This is a genomic window from Streptomyces sp. NPDC001373 (assembly GCF_042895815.1).
Taxonomy (GTDB): domain Bacteria; phylum Actinomycetota; class Actinomycetes; order Streptomycetales; family Streptomycetaceae; genus Streptomyces.
Genome location: NZ_JBIAWQ010000014.1, coordinates 136,949 through 154,371, shown reverse-complemented (window position 1 = coordinate 154,371; position 17,423 = coordinate 136,949). Strand labels below are relative to the sequence as shown.

22 protein-coding genes are annotated in these 17,423 nt (G+C 72.3%); 11 read left to right on the top strand and 11 right to left on the bottom strand.

Annotated elements, in window-relative coordinates:
- Positions 1 to 300: 300 nt before the first annotated feature.
- Positions 301 to 795 (top strand): hypothetical protein, encoded by a 495-nt coding sequence (locus ACFY15_RS27660; protein WP_390826256.1) that lies wholly within the window; start codon positions 301 to 303, stop codon positions 793 to 795.
- Here the strand turns inward: ACFY15_RS27660 and ACFY15_RS27655 are convergent.
- Both ACFY15_RS27655 and ACFY15_RS27650 read right to left on the bottom strand, forming a co-directional pair.
- A complete protein-coding gene (locus tag ACFY15_RS27655) occupies positions 752 to 1,543 on the bottom strand; it encodes an IS5 family transposase (RefSeq protein ID WP_390826255.1) in 792 nt (263 codons plus the stop codon). The genes ACFY15_RS27660 and ACFY15_RS27655 overlap by 44 nt on opposite strands.
- Positions 1,544 to 1,815: 272 nt before the next feature.
- The gene (locus ACFY15_RS27650; protein WP_390826254.1) at positions 1,816 to 2,223 is read right to left on the bottom strand and encodes a UDP binding domain-containing protein; all 408 of its coding nucleotides are present in this window, start codon (positions 2,221 to 2,223) and stop codon (positions 1,816 to 1,818) included.
- A 284-nt stretch (positions 2,224 to 2,507) separates the two neighbouring features.
- Between ACFY15_RS27650 and ACFY15_RS27645 the strand changes: the two genes are divergently transcribed.
- From ACFY15_RS27645 to ACFY15_RS27630, 4 genes are all read left to right on the top strand, one after another.
- Complete coding sequence (locus ACFY15_RS27645; protein ID WP_390826253.1) at positions 2,508 to 4,463, top strand: hypothetical protein; 1,956 nt, start codon at positions 2,508 to 2,510, stop codon at positions 4,461 to 4,463.
- 537 nt (positions 4,464 to 5,000) lie between these two features.
- Positions 5,001 to 5,237, top strand: a complete 237-nt coding sequence (locus ACFY15_RS27640) for a hypothetical protein (RefSeq protein ID WP_390826252.1) — start codon at positions 5,001 to 5,003, stop codon at positions 5,235 to 5,237.
- 249 nt (positions 5,238 to 5,486) lie between these two features.
- Positions 5,487 to 6,062, top strand: coding sequence for a hypothetical protein (locus tag ACFY15_RS27635; RefSeq protein WP_390691363.1), 576 nt, complete (start codon positions 5,487 to 5,489; stop codon positions 6,060 to 6,062).
- Positions 6,063 to 6,344: 282 nt separating this feature from the next.
- Positions 6,345 to 6,491 (top strand): hypothetical protein, encoded by a 147-nt coding sequence (locus tag ACFY15_RS27630; protein WP_390826251.1) that lies wholly within the window; start codon positions 6,345 to 6,347, stop codon positions 6,489 to 6,491.
- A 185-nt stretch (positions 6,492 to 6,676) separates the two neighbouring features.
- On the opposite strand, the gene ACFY15_RS27625 is transcribed toward ACFY15_RS27630, so the two are convergent.
- The 6 genes from ACFY15_RS27625 to ACFY15_RS27600 all read right to left on the bottom strand — a co-directional run bounded on the left by ACFY15_RS27625 (position 6,677) and on the right by ACFY15_RS27600 (position 9,544).
- The gene (locus tag ACFY15_RS27625; RefSeq protein ID WP_390826250.1) at positions 6,677 to 7,018 is read right to left on the bottom strand and encodes a hypothetical protein; all 342 of its coding nucleotides are present in this window, start codon (positions 7,016 to 7,018) and stop codon (positions 6,677 to 6,679) included.
- A gap of 252 nt (positions 7,019 to 7,270) precedes the next feature.
- A complete protein-coding gene (locus ACFY15_RS27620) occupies positions 7,271 to 7,540 on the bottom strand; it encodes a hypothetical protein (RefSeq protein WP_390826249.1) in 270 nt (89 codons plus the stop codon).
- A gap of 76 nt (positions 7,541 to 7,616) precedes the next feature.
- A complete protein-coding gene (locus ACFY15_RS27615; RefSeq protein WP_390826248.1) occupies positions 7,617 to 7,928 on the bottom strand; it encodes a hypothetical protein in 312 nt (103 codons plus the stop codon).
- A gap of 171 nt (positions 7,929 to 8,099) precedes the next feature.
- A complete protein-coding gene (locus ACFY15_RS27610; RefSeq protein WP_390826247.1) occupies positions 8,100 to 8,300 on the bottom strand; it encodes a hypothetical protein in 201 nt (66 codons plus the stop codon).
- Positions 8,301 to 8,518: 218 nt separating this feature from the next.
- The gene (locus tag ACFY15_RS27605; protein WP_390826246.1) at positions 8,519 to 8,926 is read right to left on the bottom strand and encodes an STAS domain-containing protein; all 408 of its coding nucleotides are present in this window, start codon (positions 8,924 to 8,926) and stop codon (positions 8,519 to 8,521) included.
- A gap of 216 nt (positions 8,927 to 9,142) precedes the next feature.
- Positions 9,143 to 9,544, bottom strand: coding sequence for a hypothetical protein (locus tag ACFY15_RS27600; RefSeq protein WP_390689879.1), 402 nt, complete (start codon positions 9,542 to 9,544; stop codon positions 9,143 to 9,145).
- A gap of 131 nt (positions 9,545 to 9,675) precedes the next feature.
- Here ACFY15_RS27600 and sigJ point away from each other — a divergent pair, with 131 nt between their 5' ends.
- The 3 genes from sigJ to ACFY15_RS27585 all read left to right on the top strand — a co-directional run bounded on the left by sigJ (position 9,676) and on the right by ACFY15_RS27585 (position 12,238).
- Positions 9,676 to 10,593 (top strand): RNA polymerase sigma factor SigJ, encoded by a 918-nt coding sequence (gene sigJ, locus ACFY15_RS27595; protein ID WP_390826245.1) that lies wholly within the window; start codon positions 9,676 to 9,678, stop codon positions 10,591 to 10,593.
- A 66-nt stretch (positions 10,594 to 10,659) separates the two neighbouring features.
- Positions 10,660 to 11,202, top strand: a complete 543-nt coding sequence (locus tag ACFY15_RS27590) for an NUDIX domain-containing protein (RefSeq protein ID WP_390826244.1) — start codon at positions 10,660 to 10,662, stop codon at positions 11,200 to 11,202.
- Between the two features lie 163 nt (positions 11,203 to 11,365).
- The gene (locus ACFY15_RS27585; RefSeq protein ID WP_390826243.1) at positions 11,366 to 12,238 is read left to right on the top strand and encodes a hypothetical protein; all 873 of its coding nucleotides are present in this window, start codon (positions 11,366 to 11,368) and stop codon (positions 12,236 to 12,238) included.
- A gap of 32 nt (positions 12,239 to 12,270) precedes the next feature.
- Here the strand turns inward: ACFY15_RS27585 and ACFY15_RS27580 are convergent, their stop codons facing one another.
- Together ACFY15_RS27580 and ACFY15_RS27575 are read right to left on the bottom strand one after the other, a co-directional pair.
- Positions 12,271 to 12,762, bottom strand: a complete 492-nt coding sequence (locus ACFY15_RS27580; RefSeq protein ID WP_390826242.1) for an NUDIX hydrolase — start codon at positions 12,760 to 12,762, stop codon at positions 12,271 to 12,273.
- Positions 12,763 to 12,864: 102 nt separating this feature from the next.
- Positions 12,865 to 13,548, bottom strand: a complete 684-nt coding sequence (locus ACFY15_RS27575) for a MerR family transcriptional regulator (RefSeq protein ID WP_390826241.1) — start codon at positions 13,546 to 13,548, stop codon at positions 12,865 to 12,867.
- A gap of 161 nt (positions 13,549 to 13,709) precedes the next feature.
- On the opposite strand from ACFY15_RS27575, the gene ACFY15_RS27570 reads away from it, so the two are divergent.
- The 3 genes from ACFY15_RS27570 (at position 13,710) to ACFY15_RS27560 (ending at position 16,875) form a co-directional block, all read left to right on the top strand.
- Positions 13,710 to 15,047, top strand: coding sequence for a YhgE/Pip domain-containing protein (locus tag ACFY15_RS27570; protein WP_390826240.1), 1,338 nt, complete (start codon positions 13,710 to 13,712; stop codon positions 15,045 to 15,047).
- 292 nt (positions 15,048 to 15,339) lie between these two features.
- Positions 15,340 to 16,170, top strand: coding sequence for a DUF4389 domain-containing protein (locus ACFY15_RS27565; RefSeq protein WP_390826239.1), 831 nt, complete (start codon positions 15,340 to 15,342; stop codon positions 16,168 to 16,170).
- Positions 16,171 to 16,449: 279 nt separating this feature from the next.
- On the top strand, positions 16,450 to 16,875 hold the full coding sequence (locus ACFY15_RS27560; RefSeq protein WP_390826238.1) for a subtilase-type protease inhibitor: 426 nt from the start codon (positions 16,450 to 16,452) through the stop codon (positions 16,873 to 16,875).
- 72 nt (positions 16,876 to 16,947) lie between these two features.
- Here ACFY15_RS27560 and ACFY15_RS27555 read toward each other — a convergent pair whose 3' ends face one another.
- Complete coding sequence (locus tag ACFY15_RS27555; protein ID WP_390826237.1) at positions 16,948 to 17,412, bottom strand: GNAT family N-acetyltransferase; 465 nt, start codon at positions 17,410 to 17,412, stop codon at positions 16,948 to 16,950.
- Between the last annotated feature and the right edge of the window lie 11 nt (positions 17,413 to 17,423).

Sequence of the window (17,423 nt, the reverse complement as noted above, 5' to 3'; positions counted from 1 at the left end):
GGCAACCTTGCCGCAGCCGACCTCGGCCAGATCACCCGGGCCGTCAAGCGCAGGCTCAAGCAGATCCAGTACCGCCCGGACCTGGTCGACGGGTGCCTGGCCGGCACCGGCCTGATCACGGACGGCTGACCGACATCACGAATTCAAGTTCAGTAGTTGTGCCACTTCGTTGGACAGCTTGCTGTCCCGGACCCCGGATGATCTTAGAGGCTGTTGTCTTTCCGAGTTTGATGACGGCGTTTTCGCTGGTCAGGGTAGTGGTGGCGTCCGTGTGGGAGTGATGGATCGTTGCTTCGTCGCGTGGACGGGCTGCGCGAGGAAGCCGACCGGATCCAGGCCGAGCTCGCGGCGGCCGGGCAGGAGTGGCTGGAGTGGACGATCGCCCGTGAGCGTGTGGGTACCGTGCTGTCCGCGCCGGGCGGGTGTACAGCCGACGCGGTGGCCGCCGAACGACCGGGCGGTGCCGGGACGGAAGCCGTGGTGCAGGCGTCCATGCCGGTGGCGGCGAAGGCGAAGTCGCAGGTTCCGGTGTGGCGCAAGGGGCTGGCCGTGACGGCATTGTCGGCGGACTATCAGCGCATCCTGGCCGCGCTCGCGGACCGGGTCCGTCTCGGTCAGGGCCCGCCGACCTGCCAGGAGATGGCCTCCGCCTTCGGCATGGAGAGGGTGCCGGCCAAGGTGGAGGCCCTGCGGTCGAAGGCGAAGCGCCTGGTCGCGCGGGGCTGGCCGGCCGAGCCTGCGCCGGGCCGGTTCACGCTCGCGCGGAGCGTGAGCGGGCAAGGCGGCGGGTCATGATCATGGTCATCGACCAGTAGATCATCGCCTCGGCGGTGGTCGTGCGGCGTTCGTAGTCGCGGACCAGGCGGCGGCTTCGCATCAGGTGGGCGAAGAGCCGCTCGACGATCCACCGCTTGGGCAGGACCACGAAGCCGCGCCTGTCGTCGCTGCGTTTGACGATCGCCAGGACCAGGGCGAGCGTGGCCAGGCAGTGCTCGACGAGGCTGCCGGTGTAGCCGCCGTCGGCCCAGACGAGTTCCAGCCGGTGGTGGGCATCGGCCGCCCGCTCAAGCAGCACCTTCGCTGCGGCGCGGTCGCCGATGTCCGCGCTCGTGACCATCACGCCCAGCAGCAGGCCGAGGGTGTCGACCACGACATGCCGCTTGCGCCCGTTGATCAGCTTCCCGCCGTCGAAGCCGCGGCTGTCGGCGCCGACCACGGCGTCCGCCTTGACCGACTGCGAGTCGATCACGCCGGCCGTCGGCTCCGCATCCCGACCCGCCTCCTGGCGGACCCGGCCATGCAGCCGGTCATGAAACTCCTGGACCAGCACGTGGTCGCGCCAGCGGCGGAAGAACGCATGGACCCGGTCCCACGGCGGGAAATCGCCGGGCATTGCCCGCCACTCGATCCCGTTGTCCACGAGATAGCGGATCGCGTCCAGTATCGCCCGGTGGCAGTACGCCTCCGGCTGCCCGCCGCGGCCGCGCATCCAGCCCGGCACCGGCAACAGCGGCCGGACCACGGCCCACTCCGCGTCCGTCATGTCCGAGGGATACCGCCGAACACGCTCCGGATGATCGGCCGCATTCCCGAACCTGTGAGCGACACAATCACACGACGGTGCAGCCGAGTTGAACTTCACCGGGGCGAGCACGTACAACTGCGGCAACAGGGTCTCCTGGATCTCGGTTGGCTTCGCAACCCCGAGCTACCAAGAGGCCCTGCCTTCATGCCCGCGGCCAGCCGCGATCACCCGATCGAGACTCCCGTTCGACGCCCACCCCTCAAGATCGGAACGACAACAGCTACTAAGGTCTACTTCTTCGCCTGTTGCTTGGCCTTGGTTGGGCGAGGCGGTAGGACTCGGTGCCGCCGTCCCCGGCAGTCCAGCACGTAGGAGGCGGTGCGGGTGATCAGGCCGTAGTCGAACGCGGCATGCTCGGCGAGCAGCACGACCGCGTCCGCCGCGAGGAGGACCTCCGAGCTCGCTTCCACCGGCCCGTGGAGGCGGAACCCGAGTGCGGTGCGGCGGTGGTCGGGGACGTGGGGGTCGGCGGCCCAGGCCTGGGCACCCTTCGCGGTGAGCAGTTCGGACACCGCGGCGGCCGGGGTCTCGCGCACGTCGCTGCTGTCGGCCTTGCAGGCCAGTCCGGGCAGAGGGACCGTCGCGCCGTCCAGCGGGCGGCCGCGCTCGGCCAGGCCCTGCTCCAAGCGCTCCACCACGTAGGCGGTATCGCCTGGTTGACCTCGCAGGCCAGGTCGACCAGCGGGATCCAGCGCCCCGAGATCTGCTCGGCGGCCCACGACACGCCGCCGCGCCCCGCCGACGTCATGGGACCCGGGCTCGCCGCCCCGCTGGTCACAGACGCGGGCGGTCGGCCTACCTGGAGCGCGCCTTTCGGACAGCCGCCCCGCCCCGATGTGGACGCGGCCGACCCCGCCTGTTGCACTCGCAGGCCCGGCGGGGCGGCACCCCCGCTACGGTCCGCGGACACCAGGGGGAGGGCATGGCCAGGGCAGGACGTCCACAAGGAGAGCCGAAGGGCCGCTCGCAGGCCGCCAACGAGCTGGCCGCGCTGCTGAGGCAGGTCACCGCCGACCTGACGGTACGGGAGCTGGCCCAGCGGTTCGGGGGAGGCAAGACGGCCTGGAGCGAGTACCGTTCGGGCGCCCGGATCATCCCGCTCGGACGCCTCGGCCTGGTCGTCAAGGAGTGCGTCCGCGATCCCCGCAACCGTCAGCGGCTTCTGACCAGGGCCCGGGCCCTGCACGCCCAGGCCCTGACCGCGCACGCGCAGGCGGAGGCCGAGGCCACCCCCGCACCCGGACTGGAGGAGGCCCTGCGCCGGGCCCAGGAGGACCTCGCCACCTCCGGCCGCCTGGTGGAAGGGCTCCTGGACCTGATGGCCGTGCTCCAGGATCAAGCCAAAGTCTCCGCGCCGGACACCGCGCCGGACGCCACCGTTCCACCGGAGGCGCGCCCCGCACCGCCCGAGCGGTTACGCGGCCGGCTGGACGAGACGCTCGACCAGTTGGTCACCGCCCGGGCCGTCGAGGAGTCCGCCCGCCGAGCCGTCGCCGACGCCCGGGCCCAACGCGAGGTGGCCGCACGCCGCCGGCTCCCCGCCCTGGCACCGCCGCCGGCCGGCGCCCCGCCCCCGACAGCGGACGGGCCGCTGTCCACGGAACTGATCCGGCTGCGCCACAGCCTGCAACAACAGCGTGAGGACGCCCACTGGCTGTGGGCACGGGCCCGGACCGCCCGGGCCCCTCACGAGGTCATCGAGGGCGTCGTCCTGGAACGCCTCGACACCTTCCCCGCAGTCCCCGAACCCCCCGCACGCCGCCGCACCGCACCCGCCAGGACCCCGCTGGCCGCACTGGGGGCCCTCCTCGCCCTGGCGGTCATCGCGGCAGCCACCCTCGCCGGGGTGCTGATAGGGCAACGGCACACCGACCTCACCGCCGAACTCCCGGCCCCCCAGCCCGTACCCCGACCCGGAAGCGGCCCCGGCGCCAGCGCGGCCCCGTCCCCCTCGCCACCCTCCCCTCCCCCTTCCCCCTCTCTGCCCGCCGCTCCCCTCCCCTCCTTCCCGGGCCCTCTGCCGAAGCCCGCCGACCCCGGGACTTCCCCCACCCCGCCCGGAGCCCCCACGCCCGCAGCCCCTACCCCGCGATCCCCGTCCGGCACCGCCTACGCCGTCTCCCTCGACCGGCGCAGCATCCTGCGCTGGACCGCCCGGGACGGCTCCTGGAAGGTCATCGGCCCCGCGGCCGAGAAGGTCTACGCCAGCCCGGCCGGCCTGTTCGCGACCAACACCGGCGACGGCCGCATCTTCAAGTACGACGAGTCCTCCAGCTCCTGGTCCCAGATCGGCTTCCCCGGCGACCAGTTCGCCACCGCAGGGGACGCCCTCTACGGGATCACGGAGCACCGCGACGCCGTCATGCGCTGGAGCGGCCAGGGCACCGATTGGGTCCGCATCGGCACCGCGGCCGCCCGGCTCTACGCGGGCGGCGCGGGCCTCTTCGCGACCAGCCCCGACGCCGGAGCCCTCTTCCGGTACACGGGCTCCGGCGACGCCTGGGTCGACGCGGGAGGCCCCGGAGCCGACTTCGCCGTCGGACCCGACTACGTGGCCCGGATCTCCCCGGACGGCAAGGAGACCTGGCAGGCCAACGCCAAGGGCAGCAACTGGCACCGGATCGGCGGTCCGGCCCGCAACCTGTACGCGGGCGGCGCCGGGCTCTTCGCGGTCGACTCCGCCACCGGCCGGATCCTGCGCTACGACAACCTGCCGGACGCCTGGACCCCGATCGGCACCGCGGGCGTCGGCCTCACCGTCGGCGCCGACTCCGTCTACCGCATCGGCGACGACCTGACCGTCTCCCGCTGGACGGGACGGGGAACGGAGTGGACCACCCTGGGGATCTCCGCCAGCTCGCTCGCGACGGCCGACTGAACCGGCCCGGTCGTCCGGCGGACAACCCGGACGACCTGCACCCGGGGCACCTCCCGGCCCTTCGGATGTCAGAGCTCGGACGTAGGGTCCCGGCATGCACCTCCAACGTACCGCCCAAGGCGCCGAAGGCCCCTACGACGCCGCGTACCTCCCCCGGTTTGACATGCGCCTCGTACCGGACAGGACCCCCATGGCCGCGCCCGTCGCGAAACTGGGCGGCGAACCCGTCTGGCTGGGCGAGCCCAGCTGGCCGGTGGCCCCCGGAACGGGAGTCCCACTGGACTTCATCGGCCAGTTCCCCGTACCGGGCGAGCCCGGCGAGGAGCCGCGGATGGTGTACCTCTTCCTCGCCTACGGCGACTACGAAACGGGCGGCATCGACCCCGAAGACGGACAGGCCGTACTCCTCGTACAGCCGGGCGGCCGGATCCCGACTTCGCCGTCGTCGGGCCGCCCGGCACCACGGGTCGCTCCCTGTGGGCCTTCGATGCGGAGGACGAGACGGTACCCGTCGAATTCCGGATCGAGTTCCGGCCGGTGGCGGACGAACTGGAAGCGGAGCTGGAGGACGGTGGGATCCTCTCCGTCGACCACTACATGGGCGAACGGCCCTCGTATCCCGACTGGCCGGGATACGAGGCACCGTGGCGCTTCTTCTTCAAACTCGCACACGGGGACGGCGACCCCTACTTCCTCGACTTCGCCGACGGTGGCGGCTACGCCTACCTCAGCCCGGACCGACTCGAAGGCCGCTTCAAGTGGGAAGCGGCGTAGGCCGCGTTCATGGGCCCCGCGCTCGAAGGACGCCGGGCGCCGCATAGGCTTCACGGCGGCCGAGCGATGCCTCCCTTGTCCGCCGGACAACCGGGTTGTCCACTCCATCCACCCCGCTGACCTGCGAGTCCGTGATCCGGACCGTCCGGCCAACCTCACCGCCGGGCCAGTCTTCCGGCGGACGGGGCGCCGACCGGGCGCCTCGCCTCCCGGCCCACCCCGGTGGGACCGGACGACTAGGGGAGAAACATGTCATCGACGCGTATCCGCCTGGCGGCGCTCGGCGCCACCCTGCTCGGCGCCCTCGCCCTGGCGGCCCCGGCACAGGCGACCGACACGACGGTCGCACCGTCGCGGTCCGCCTTCTCCGCCCAGGCCCGCGAGGCGGGGCTGGACGACGGCCAGGCCGCGGAGCTCCAGCGCCGGGTCGACGCCGAAGTGGCCACCACCGGTGGCCGTCAGATCGCCGCGAACAAGATCGCCCTCGACAAGGACGCCCGGACGGTCATGCTGCTCACCCTGCCGGGGGAGGAGCGCGTCCGTGAACTGTCCGGCCCCGAGGCGTCGTTCGCCGACCCCTGCGCGCGAGGCTGGGCCTGCCTGTACCCGTACCCGAACTTCGAGGGCAACGCGATCAAGATGTACGAGTGCGGCAAGGTCGGCAACCCCTGGTACGGCACGGGCTCCTGGATCAACAACCAGCCCTCGAACTACCGCATGAAGTTCTACGACCGCAGCGGCCGGCTCGGCTGGACCTCCCCGGGCGGCTACGCCGAGGACCGCAACGCCCCCCTGGACTGGGTGGGCTACGTCGCCGCCTGCTGATCCGCGCCCGCTGAGGGCCTCCTGCCGCCTCGACGGCAGGAGGCCCTCGCCTCTGCGGCCCCCGGCGGACGCGTGGGAACGCGGGACCGCGCGGCCTGGTCACGAGGCCGTCCGGCCGAAACCCGCTGCGGGAGGGGGCGGCTGATCGAGCGGTTCCGGTCGGGGGCGAGTGGCCTGCGGGTGGCGCTGGCGTGGCCCGCCGGCCTGCGGGGCACCGCCGCCCGCTACGGAGGGGGTGGTCCACCACTAGGTTCTGTATTCGGGCGCGGGCGAGGACCGCGGGTGTGTGCGGCACGACTGCGGCGCGTCACCCCGAAGCCCTGGTGCCCCGACCACGGGACGGCCGTCGGCCGGATGACCGAGGACCACATCGGCGTCTACTGCACGCAGTGTGCCGCCTGCCACAGGAGTGCGCCCGCCCGCGTCTGAACCGCCGAGGGGGCGGCGGCCCAGGGTGCGCCGCCCCCTGGGCGGCCCCGCGCTGGAGGGGCAGGTAGATCAGGTTCCCGCGGGGCGGTTGTCGCTTCGTGTGGGTGGTGGGTGTGGTGTGTGTGAAGTCCTGGCGACTCCTTCGCAAGCTGCTCTTCACCACCACAATGGCCGCTGGCGGATCGTCAAATGACCTTGTACCACAGCTCGTACAGAGACGAAGACGGTGCGCCGATGCTCTGCGTTCGTTCGCCAAGGCCTATCTCGGAGGGGTTGATCCCCGCCCCGCCAATGACGCTGGCCTGGTGAGTTGCCTCATTCACTTCGCGCAGAATGATGTCAATCTGCGGTGTGCCATCGAACGGTATGAGCCGCTCGTTGAACTCATACACGTCCCCTTGTCGCATTTGTATCCTTTCGAAGATGCCGCCGTCACCTCTACTGATCTGGATCTCGTCCGCACCATCCGGGTCCTGAATCCTTTTCGCCTCGAGCCACAGAAGCTTGGCGTAAGATGCTTCTGCCATTTTATCCTCCCACACTTCCCTGCTGTTTGCTGCTTTTCATATGGGCCATATAATGGAATGACCATATAATGGAATACGGTTCTCCAAATCGGCCGCAGAAATGGTTTTCACCTTGCGCACCGTCCCGCCGTGCCGTCCCCTGCCACCCCTCAGGTCTCCTTCACCCCAGCATGCCCTTGTGGCGGGCCTGCGCAACCCTGCACTACGCCGAGCCCGAAGCGGGTGGAGTTCCGAGGGTGCGCGTGCGGAACTCTACGAAATCACCGGCGGCTGGTCGGGGTGCTGACAGTCATGGAATTCCCGCTCTGCGTCATCGGACTCCCTCTTGTCCTCGTCCACGACTTTCCGGGCAGCATCCACCTTCTGCTGCAGCGCAGCCACTTGGTCCGGATCGGGGTGCGGCAGGTGCTTGAGGGCGTTCAGCTCGCCCTCAAGGGTTTGGAGGACCGCGGTGTCCGCCTTCAGCTTCTGATAGGCCGCTTTGGCGGCTGCCTGCAATTCACTACAATCGTGCGCGCGCATAGCGAATCACCTCTGTCCTTCGAAGACCGGTCGCCGAGCCGGTTCGGGTGGCCGGAGCATCCGCTCCGCCCGGGCGTCAGAGCTCGCAGAGCTGGACACAGACCATGTGGGGCGCGTCCCCGGCCCACTCGCAGCACACAGGAAGGTCCTCCGGGTCGAATCCGGACTCGACTTCGTCGCGGTTGCGGAACTCGGTGACGATCCGGTCCCCTTCCACCCGGGACAGTCCGACCTGTTCGGCGAAGTCGACTTTCAGCACCTCTTTTTCGCGGTGCAGGCACCTTACGGCATACCTTCCGGAAACGTTCGAATGCTTTGCGAACACTGCGGCCAGGTCCCGAAAGAACTCGGCATCCCGTCCCGGACCGCACACATGCTTTTGAGTCATAGCAGCCTCCTGACGCCCGTGCCCCCGGTTCCAGGCTTCCGCTCACCGTCCAATGACGCCACCCACCGTGCCCCGTGCAGCCGACCGCACGGGGCCGGAGGCGACGGGCGCACCGCTCCGGCTTCTTCCGCCCCGCACTGCGATGGGTGAGACGGCCTCGGCAAAGCCGAGCTACGGCTGGACCGGGGGCTTGTCGATACCGGTCTCGCAGTCGTAGAGGGCTCGTTCTGCCGCCTCGACGGTGCGCTGGTCCGTGTCCACCTTCTCCTGCGCCGTCTTCACCTCCTGCTGCACCTCCGCCAGCTGGGCCGGATCGGCGATCGGCCGGCGCTTGAGGGCCTGCAGCTTGTTCTCCAGGTTTCCAAGAATCACGGCATCATGCTGCAGCGTCTGATTGGCCCTGGCGACGACTTTCTCAAGCCCACTGCATTCCTGCGTGCTCAAGGCGAATCACCACCGTCCCTCGAAAGTGGGGCCCGGCAGCATTCCGGAGGGCGCGAGCCGGGCAACAGGGCTGCGGCAGGATTTCCACGAGGCCGGCCATGGGCGGCCTTCATCGGGCCGACCGAAATCCCTGCGCTGCCACATACTCAATTCCAGGAGACCACGGCAGCAGTGGGACTGCACTCCCAACGGCCCGGTGACCGTACGGCACGCCCCGCCCACGCCGACACCCCGCCCCGCCGGGCGGTGAGGGTGAACAGGGGCCGGGTGCCGGTGAGGTCCAGCAGACGCAGGGCCTGGTCGGGCAGATTGGCCAGTTCCAGTGTCGCGCCGACGAGACTGGCGCGGTGGCGGAGGGCCAGGAGCACGTTGAGGCCACAGGAGTCGAAGAACGTGACAGCCGACAGGTCCAAGGTCAGGGCCCGACCGGGCAGGTCGATGGCGTCGGCGGCCTCGATCAGGTATGGCGCGGTGTCCATTTCGAGTTCGCCGGCCGCGGTGACCACCGTGTGGTCGCCGTGCACGCTGACGTCGAGATCAAGGGTGTTGGACATTCGTGGACCGCCCCGTTTCGGGATCGGAGCCCAGGCTGGTAGCCCTTCACACGCGTGATGGCACACTGTTCGGACAGCGGAGCCTCCGGTCTTTGTGAACGGCTTGTCTTGGTCGACTGCCAGTTCTACCGGGGCTCCGCTCCTCATGTCCGGCGAATCCGCAGCTTACGGCCCCCTGGACAACCCCACCCGACCCATAACTTCACGGCCTTGGGTCTAGCCCCGGCCGCGGCGGCCCAGGTCCAGCACGCTCAGCCCGAACATCAGGACGCCGAGCGGGACATGGGCCGCGGGGAGGTGCGCGATGCCCAGCACCACCTGCACCGAGGCGAGTGCGAGGAACCCGGACGCGTACAGGACAGGGCGCGGCGACCCGCCCCCCGGCCGCCAGGCCAGGACCGCCGCGAGTACGTACAGCATCGACGCGCCGTACATCACGCGCGCGCCGACGCCGTGCAGCACCTCGCCGTACGAGGTGGACAGCAGCAGTCCGGCGGTGACGGCCTGGAAGAAGACGGCCAGGGTCTGCAGGGCGACCGCCGCCCGCAGGAGGACCGTGGCGCGCCGGCCGGCGGTGGTGGTGGTCGTCGCGGTTGCCGTCGTCTCGTTGGTCGTCATGGAAGGGGCCCCGTCTCTGCCGTTCGGCGGTGGTCGGTACTGTCTCGCTGATCCGACGACGCAGCCCCGCGAAGTGTGAGGTGCGGGGGCGGAGCCGGGCCCACGAGCAGCCCCGAGGAGCGGACGAGGCCATGAGCACCCCACCCGAACCGGAGCCGGACGTGATCGTCGGCGAGCGGCGCCACCTGGCCAACCTCGCCTACCGGATGCTGGGTTCGCTCACCGAGGCCGAGGACGCGGTCCAGGAGGCGTTCACCCGCTGGTGCGCGCTGCCGGGGCGGAAGCGGGCGGCCGTCGCGTCCCCGGGGGCCTGGCTGACGACGGTGGTCAGCCGCATCTGCCTCGACGTGCTCGGCTCCGCACGGGTCCGCCGCGAACGCTACGTGGGCGCGTGGCTCCCCGAGCCCCTGCCCGACCGCACCGAGTGGTCCGCCGGATCGGCGGTCACGGCCGACCCGGCGGACCAGGTGGCCGTCGACGACTCGGTGAGCATGGCCCTCCTCGTCGTCCTCGAGTCGATGACGCCGGCCGAGCGCGTGGCATTCGTCCTGCACGACGTCTTCCGCTACCCCTTCCCCGAGATAGCCGCGATCGTCGGCCGGACCCCGGCGGCCTGCCGCAGGCTGGCGTCGTCGGCCCGCGGCCGGGTCTCCGCGGACCGGGCCCCCGCCACCTCCGCCCCCCGACAGGCAGCGGTCCTGCGCGACTTCAAGGAGGCGTGGCGGGCCGGCGACATCCAGACCCTGGTCACCCTCCTGGACCCCGGCGCCACGATGGTCGCCGACGGCGGCGGACTGGCCAGTGCCGTACGGCGCACGATCGAGGGCAGCCTGGACATCGCGGGCTACCTGACGCACATCGCGGGCCTCTCCCCGGACCTCACCCTCCTGGAACGCACGGTCAACGGCGAGCCGGGCCTGGTGGCCCAGCGCGACGGTGCCACGGTCACGGTGGCGGCCTTCCGGCTCACCGAGGGCCGCATCACGCACATCTGGGCGGTCCGCAATCCGGAGAAGCTCCGGCCCTGGACCACCCCCGCCCACGCCTGATCCCCACCCGGGTCCCCAACCGCCGTGAGCTGTGCGCGGGTTGGGGACCGGGGCATACTGGCCACCATGACGCACACCCCCGCCGAGCCGCCGACCCCGTTCTCCCGCATCAGGATCCGCGTCGGGGCCCTGGTGTTCTGCGGTGACGAGGTCGCCCTCATCCGCCGCGACCGTGCCGGATCGGTCCACTACACCCCGCCCGGCGGCAACGTCGAAGACGGCGAGGACCTCGTCGCCGCGCTGCGCCGGGAGCTCGAGGAGGAACTCGCCCTCGACGTCGGCCGGGCCGACGGCGGCGACCTGCTCTGGGTCGTCGACCAACGGGTCACCCGCCCGGGCCCCACCCCGCCGCCCCGCAAACTCCACCTGCTCTACCGCCTCCACATCACCCCCGACGTCCGCGCCACCCTCGCCGCGTACGAACACGACGAACTCCCCGACGGCAGCCACGACATCGGCGTCATCGAATGGATCGACCACCGCGAGACGGCCGGCCTGCCGCTCTTCCCGCCCATCGGCCCCGCCCTCGCGGCCCTGCCCGACCCGCGCGCGACGGTCGCCGACGCGGCCCTGGACGCGGTCACGGACGAGACCTACACCTGGGTGTGAGCGCGGCCGTACCGGGTGCCGTGGGTGCGTCATGCCGTTCGGCTCTCGGCGGGGGAGCGGCCCGCGTGGCCGCGGTCCGGGCGGACGGGCGCCCTATGCGGGCCCCTTCGCGCGGCCGTGGCCCTGCGTCATCCGACCGACCGGTGACCTGCATGATTGCGGGGTGTCCGTGCTTCCCGATCTGCATCCGGTCCGCCTGTTTCCCCGGGACGGCGGTCCCTTCGCCCACCGTCCGGAGCTTCTGGAGGAGCCCCTGTTCTGGCGGCAGCACCTGAGCGCCTGCCTGCGGGGCGGGACACCCGCCTCCTGGCTGGGGCCGCGCGACCCGGTCGCCTCCCTGGCGTTCTCGCGCCGCCTGTGGGCCGGGGGAGACCGGCCGGTGTTCACGGTGCCGCTCGCGGGCGGGCTGCGCCTGCATGTCGTCTACCGGAACGACACCGAGGACGTCGGGGTCGACTACGCCGTCCACCACCCCGACTGGGAGCGGGCCGAACTCCTCGCCCGCGACGACGGGCACTGGAGGGGACCGGGCCTGTCCTGGAACGAGCTGGCCGGCGCGGCCGACAACGGCCTGCCCGGCGGCACCACGACCGACCCCGGCACCCGGCTGCTCCTGCTGCTGCCCGCACTCGGGGACGAGGACCCGCCGCCCGGTGCGGGCCGGCGGCTCGCGGCCTGCCTGCGGGACCGCCTCGGCGCCGCCGAACCCGGGCGGCTCGCCGCCGCCGTCCTGCGCCGGCAGGGGATGGCCGGTCCGTCCCGGTGGAGCACCGGCCCCGGCGGCGTCCGCACCGACGACGGCGGGCACTCCTACCGCAACCCGGCCAACCGCGACGCCCTGCCGGACTGCCGCCTCGCCCAGGTGTCCGCCGCGCTCACGGACGGCCGGGCCGTCCTCCGGCGGGACCGCGGCCCGCAGGACTGCCGGCCGGACGGCTGCGCGGCCACCCCGCGCTCCGCCGCCGACTGCCCCCGCCGGGCCGCCTACGGCGCCTGGCTCGCCGCCCTCACGACGGGCGCCCCGCCCCCCTTCTGACGCGCGCCCGCGCACGGACGTCCCGTCACGGCTCAGCCGCCCAGGGCCCGGTAGCGGGCGAAGGCCTCCACCGCGTCCGGCACGAACGGCCACGTCGTCATCAGCTCGGGCAGGGACGCCTCCTCCACCCACCCCCACCAGGCGATCTCCCCGACGTCCGGCGACGGCGTCCCCGTGATCAGCGCCTCGTGCACCGCCAGCCAGTACGGGGAGACGGCGCCGTCGCACAGGAACGTGAACCTGAGCTCCACCGGCGCGGACGTCCCGAGCTCTTCCGCCAGCTCGCGCCCCGCGGCCTCCTCGTACGTCTCGCCGACGCCCACGGCCCCGCCGAGCAGCCAGTTGTAGGCGCCGGGGAAGCGCGGGCTGTCGTCCGGGCGGCGGTGGACGAGGAACCGCCCCCCGGGGTCCCGGCACACCACCGTCGCCACCCGGTGCAGCCAGCGCCGCTCGACGGCCTCGCCGCGCTCCACCACACCCAGGACCCGGTCGTGCTCGTCGACCCGCTCCACCCATTCCGCCATGTCCGGCCCCTCCTCCGTACCGCCCGGCCGGGTCGCCGGGCACGCCCCCAGCAGTACAGGATCCGCCGACGGGGGGGTGCGCCCGGGTTCCGGCGGGGCGTCTCAGTGCGTACCGCAGCCCCGGGCCGGCGCGGCGGCGTCCTCGTCCGCCACCCGGCGGCGGACCTGGTCCTCCTGGGCGAGGCGGCGCAGCAGCTCGAACACGGGGGCGCAGATCGCGAAGACGATGACGGCCCGCTCCGCCAGGGCCACCGGGTCGTCGAGGCACTCGGCGCGCTCCAGGTCCAGCCGGGCCACCGACTCGGCCAGCCTCGCGTACGCGGCGAGCTCGCCCGGGGCGTACTGCGCGTCCAGCCGCCGCAGCTCCTGGAGGGCCGTCGTGAGCCCCCGCACGTGCGGCGAGGCTGCCGGCGCCCGCCAGTCGAGGGCCGCCAGCAGTTCCGCCACCTCCGCCCCGGCGGCCTCCTCGGCCGCGGTGTCCTCCTCCGCCCCCGCGCCGCCCTGGGAGGCGACCGGCACCGGGAGGGCGTAGCTGATCGCCCCGAGGGCGCCCTCGGTGGTGTGGGCCTGGTCGACCGCGCCGAGCACCTCGCGGGTGGCGGCGATGGAGAGGCCGCCGAGCGTGGTCAGCGCCTTGATCAGGCGCAGCCGCTCCGCGTGCTCCTCCCCGTACTCGGCCAGGGTCGCGGCGGTCGCCCGGCCCGCGGGCAGCAGGCCCTGCCGCCGGAAGTACTTGATGCTGGCGACCGGCACGCCGGTCCGCCGGCTGAGCTCCGAGATCTTCACGCGGCCTCCCCGCTGGTCATCCGGTCCGGCGTCCGGCATCGGCGATTGGACACCACAACAAGATACTGCCACTATCCAGTAGCTGGATACCAGGAGTATCCAGCTACTGGAACGCAACCCAAGCAGCCCACCGCAGCCGTACCGGAGAATCCGGAGAATCGATGCCCCACCCCACGTCCCGCTCCGTGCTCCGCCGACCCCAGCTGTGGATCGGAACGGGGCTCATCGCCGCAGTGGTCTCGATGTTGTTCGCCCTGCTGTACGTCGGCGGCAACGTCAACCCACGAGGCAACCTGCGCGACCTGCCCGTGGCCCTCGTCAACGCCGACGCCGGCGCCGACGCGGGCGGCCGCCACGTCGACCTGGGCGAGCAGGTCGTCTCGGGCATACGCAAGGCCGCCGAGACCGACAAGAGCATCGACTGGCAGGTGGTCAGCCGCGAGGAGGCGGACAAGCGCCTCGGCCGGGGCAAGGTCTTCGGCGCCCTCGTCATCCCGCAGGACTTCAGCGCCGCGGTGACCGCCCTCGGCGCCCCGCAGCCCGCACCCCAGGGCAAGCAGCCGGCCCCGCCGACCCTCACCGTGCTGACGAACCAGTCCGCCGGCAGCATCGGCTCCTCCATGTCCTCCCAGGCCGCCCAGAAGGCCGCCCACGCCGCCTCCGCCCACATCGGCCAGGAGCTCCTGAAGCAGGCCGCGGCCCAGAAGGCCCCGCTGCCGACCGCCGCCCAGCTCAAGCTCGCCGACCCGGTGACCGTGACCGTCGCCGACGGCCACCCCGTGGGCGCCCGCAGCGCCATGGGCCTCAGCGCCTTCTACTACGCGCTCGTCCTGGTCGTCTGCGGCATGCTCGGCGCCAACCTGGTCAACTCCCAGGTCGACACCGCCCTCGGCTACCTGCACACCGACTACGGCCCGGTCCGCAAGCGCGTCCCCGTCCAGCACACCAGCCGGGTGCGCACCCTCGCCGCCGGCGTGGTGCTGATGCTGGGCATGTCGCTCGTCATGGGCACCCTCGTCGAGGTCGCGACCGTCTCGATCCTCGACATGGACGCCTCCCACCTGGGCCTGCTGTGGCTCTACTCGGTCGCCACCATCGCCGTCGTGGGCATCGGCGGACTGGCCCTGTTCGCCGCGTTCGGCACGCCCGGCATGCTGCTGGCCACCATCGTCTTCGTCGCGATGGCCGTCCCCTCCTCCGGTGCGACCGTGCCCCTGCAGGCGCTGCCCGGGTTCTTCCGAGGGCTCTCCGAGTTCGAGCCGCTGCGCCAGATCACCGAGGGCATGCGCTCCCTGCTCTACTACGGCGCCCAGGCCGACGCGGGCCTGACCAGGGCCTGGACCTCGATGGGGATCGCCCTCGTCGCCGCGCTGGCCTTCGGCTTCGCCGTCACCGCCTTCTACGACCGCCGGGGCCTGCACCGTGTCCCGCGGCCGGACGAGGAGGGCGACGCCCCCGCCGGGACCCCCGCCCCCGCCGCGGAGGCGGCCACGGCCTGAGCGCCCCCGCGGCAGCCCAACCGGAGCGCCGGTCCACCGTCGAGGAGGCGGAGGGCCGGCGCTCCGGCGTACCCGGGCCCCCTCCGCCGTGCCCGGAGCATCGCGCGGAGGGTCCGGCGGAGGGGGCCCTTCAGGGCAACGGGCGCCGCCGTACAGCCGGGATCCTTGGAATGAGGGGTTCCGCGAGGTACCCCTGACAGGGCGTACGCGCAGCCCCTGCCTCCGGCCGCCCGGCCCGGCCGGATCCGTCGGCAGGGCGGACCGCGCGCCCCACCGACGGCAGGAGCGCCCCATGACCACAGGCTGGAACACCCGCCCGCCGCAGCCCGGCCCCCCGGCGGTCGAGCACCTGCCCGAGCTCGACGTGCCGCCGCCCGGGCGCCAGCGGCGCTGGACGGTCCTGCTGCGCTGGCTCCTGCTCCTGCCCCAGTTCGTCGTCACGGCCCTGCTCGGCATCGCCGCCCTCCTCGTGACGATCGTCGGCTGGTTCGCCGCCCTCTTCCAGGGCCGTCTCCCGGCCGGCATCGCGGAGTTCCTCGGCGGGTACCTGGCGTACGAGACCCGGGTGGTGTCGAGCGCGATGCTGCTGGTGGACCGGTACCCGCCCTTCTCCTTCGACGGGCAGGGCCACCCCGTGCGGATCGAACTGCGCCCCGGTGAGCTGAACCGGCTGGCCGTGCTGTTCCGCATCGTCCTGATGATTCCGGTGGTGATCGTGACCAGCCTGCTGCAGTACGGCCTCGGGGCCGTCTGCTGGGTGTTCTGGCTGATCACGCTGGTGCTGGGGCGGATGCCGCTGCCCGTGTTCGGCGCCGTGGCCGCGGTGGTGCGGTTCCGGATGCGCTACCAGGCGTACGTGATGATGCTGACCTCCGCCTATCCCAAGCACCTCTTCGGCGACGGGCCGCCCGTGGGCCGGGCGGTCGCCCCCGCCCCTGCCCCCGCCCCGGCCGCCGCCTCGGCCACCCGGCCGCTGCTGCTCGGTACGCCGGCCAAGGTGCTGGTCGTGGTCATCCTCGTGCTCGGCCTCGGCGCGGCGGGCGTCTCCCAGACCGTCCAGGTCCGGCAGGAGCGCTGGAACCCCTCCACCGGGGCCGCAACCGTACCGATCCGGACAAGCTGAATGGCCTCCGGGTGTACGCGGGGTGCGCAGCAGCAGGTCAGTGGCCCCGCCCGGACGGCCGACCCGGTGATCACCCGCCGTTTCCACCCGGACACGGAGCGAGCGCACCCCGGCTGAGCTGCCCGAACGCCTCTTCGTTATCCGATAGTCGAACACTCTGTCCGTAAATAGGTCATCAACATGCGCCCTGCCTTCGCATCGGACAGACTCGGGCACATCGAGGCGCGACAACGCAAGAAAATGCCGCGCTAAACCTTCGTATCGAAAGCGAGTTTCGTCGTGCGCTACCGCTTCGCTGCTGTCCCTGCCGCCGCCCTCCTGTGCCTGGCCGGCGCCACCGGCATGGCGGAGGCAAAGCCCACCAGCCTGTACGCCCCGTCGGCCATGGTCTTTTCCATCGCCCAGGGCGACGACGCCGCCGGTGCCACGGTGCTGCGCGCCGCCACCCTCAGCTGCATGCCGGCCGCCCAGGGCACCCACCCGGACCCCAAGGCCGCCTGTACCGCCCTGAACTCCACCGGCGGCAGCTTCGACCGGCTCCTCGCCGCCCCCGACGCCAACCGCGCCTGCCCCATGCACTACGCGCCCGTGACCGTGACCGCCGACGGCGTCTGGCAGGGCAGCCGGGTCTCCTGGAAGCACACCTTCTCCAACACCTGCGACATGTCCGCGACCCTCAACGGCAACGCCGTCTTCGCGTTCTGACCCGCGCCGCGGCGTCGCGCCAAGGGCCGCCACCCCGGAGGGTGGCGGCCCTCGCCGTGCGGACGCGGTGCGTCAGCCGACCGGGCCGACGGCGTTCTCGTGGCCCGCGTCCAGCTCCTTGCCGAAGTGGAAGGCGACGACGCCCATCCGCTCGCGGAAGTAGAAACGGTGCGCCGCCGTGCGCTGGGTGCCCGAGTCGAGGTCCAGCAGCCGGCAGTCCGCCGCCCGGGCACGGTCCTCCAGGTAGGAGAGCAGGGCCCGTCCGACGCCCGTGGAGCGGGAGGCGGCGGCCGTGACGAGGTCGTCCACGTACAGCTTGCGGATGTCGCAGGTGCCGGCGACGATCCGCCAGCCGGCGGCCCCTGTGCACCTGCCGTCGGCGTCGTACGCCGCGCTGAACCGCAGGCCCTGCGGGTGCCCCTCGGCGTAGATCTCCCCGAACAGCGCGGGCGTGAGGTGCGGCCGCAGCTCACGCAGCACGGGCAGCAGGTCGGCGGCGAGCCGGGGATCGCCCGGCTCCAGGTCGATGATCTTCATGGGGCCACGGT

Excerpts from the sequence above, each read along its gene's own strand:
- ACFY15_RS27655 (WP_390826255.1), bottom strand. The coding sequence starts at position 1,543 with ATGACGGACGCGGAGTGGGCCGTGGTCCGGCCGCTGTTGCCGGTGCCG.
- ACFY15_RS27645 (WP_390826253.1), top strand. The coding sequence starts at position 2,508 with ATGGCCAGGGCAGGACGTCCACAAGGAGAGCCGAAGGGCCGCTCGCAG.
- ACFY15_RS27635 (WP_390691363.1), top strand. The coding sequence starts at position 5,487 with ATGTCATCGACGCGTATCCGCCTGGCGGCGCTCGGCGCCACCCTGCTC.
- ACFY15_RS27625 (WP_390826250.1), bottom strand. The coding sequence starts at position 7,018 with ATGGCAGAAGCATCTTACGCCAAGCTTCTGTGGCTCGAGGCGAAAAGG.
- ACFY15_RS27620 (WP_390826249.1), bottom strand. The coding sequence starts at position 7,540 with ATGCGCGCGCACGATTGTAGTGAATTGCAGGCAGCCGCCAAAGCGGCC.
- ACFY15_RS27615 (WP_390826248.1), bottom strand. The coding sequence starts at position 7,928 with ATGACTCAAAAGCATGTGTGCGGTCCGGGACGGGATGCCGAGTTCTTT.
- ACFY15_RS27605 (WP_390826246.1), bottom strand. The coding sequence starts at position 8,926 with ATGTCCAACACCCTTGATCTCGACGTCAGCGTGCACGGCGACCACACG.
- ACFY15_RS27600 (WP_390689879.1), bottom strand. The coding sequence starts at position 9,544 with ATGACGACCAACGAGACGACGGCAACCGCGACGACCACCACCACCGCC.
- sigJ (WP_390826245.1), top strand. The coding sequence starts at position 9,676 with ATGAGCACCCCACCCGAACCGGAGCCGGACGTGATCGTCGGCGAGCGG.
- ACFY15_RS27590 (WP_390826244.1), top strand. The coding sequence starts at position 10,660 with ATGACGCACACCCCCGCCGAGCCGCCGACCCCGTTCTCCCGCATCAGG.
- ACFY15_RS27580 (WP_390826242.1), bottom strand. The coding sequence starts at position 12,762 with ATGGCGGAATGGGTGGAGCGGGTCGACGAGCACGACCGGGTCCTGGGT.
- ACFY15_RS27570 (WP_390826240.1), top strand. The coding sequence starts at position 13,710 with ATGCCCCACCCCACGTCCCGCTCCGTGCTCCGCCGACCCCAGCTGTGG.
- ACFY15_RS27565 (WP_390826239.1), top strand. The coding sequence starts at position 15,340 with ATGACCACAGGCTGGAACACCCGCCCGCCGCAGCCCGGCCCCCCGGCG.
- ACFY15_RS27555 (WP_390826237.1), bottom strand. The coding sequence starts at position 17,412 with ATGAAGATCATCGACCTGGAGCCGGGCGATCCCCGGCTCGCCGCCGAC.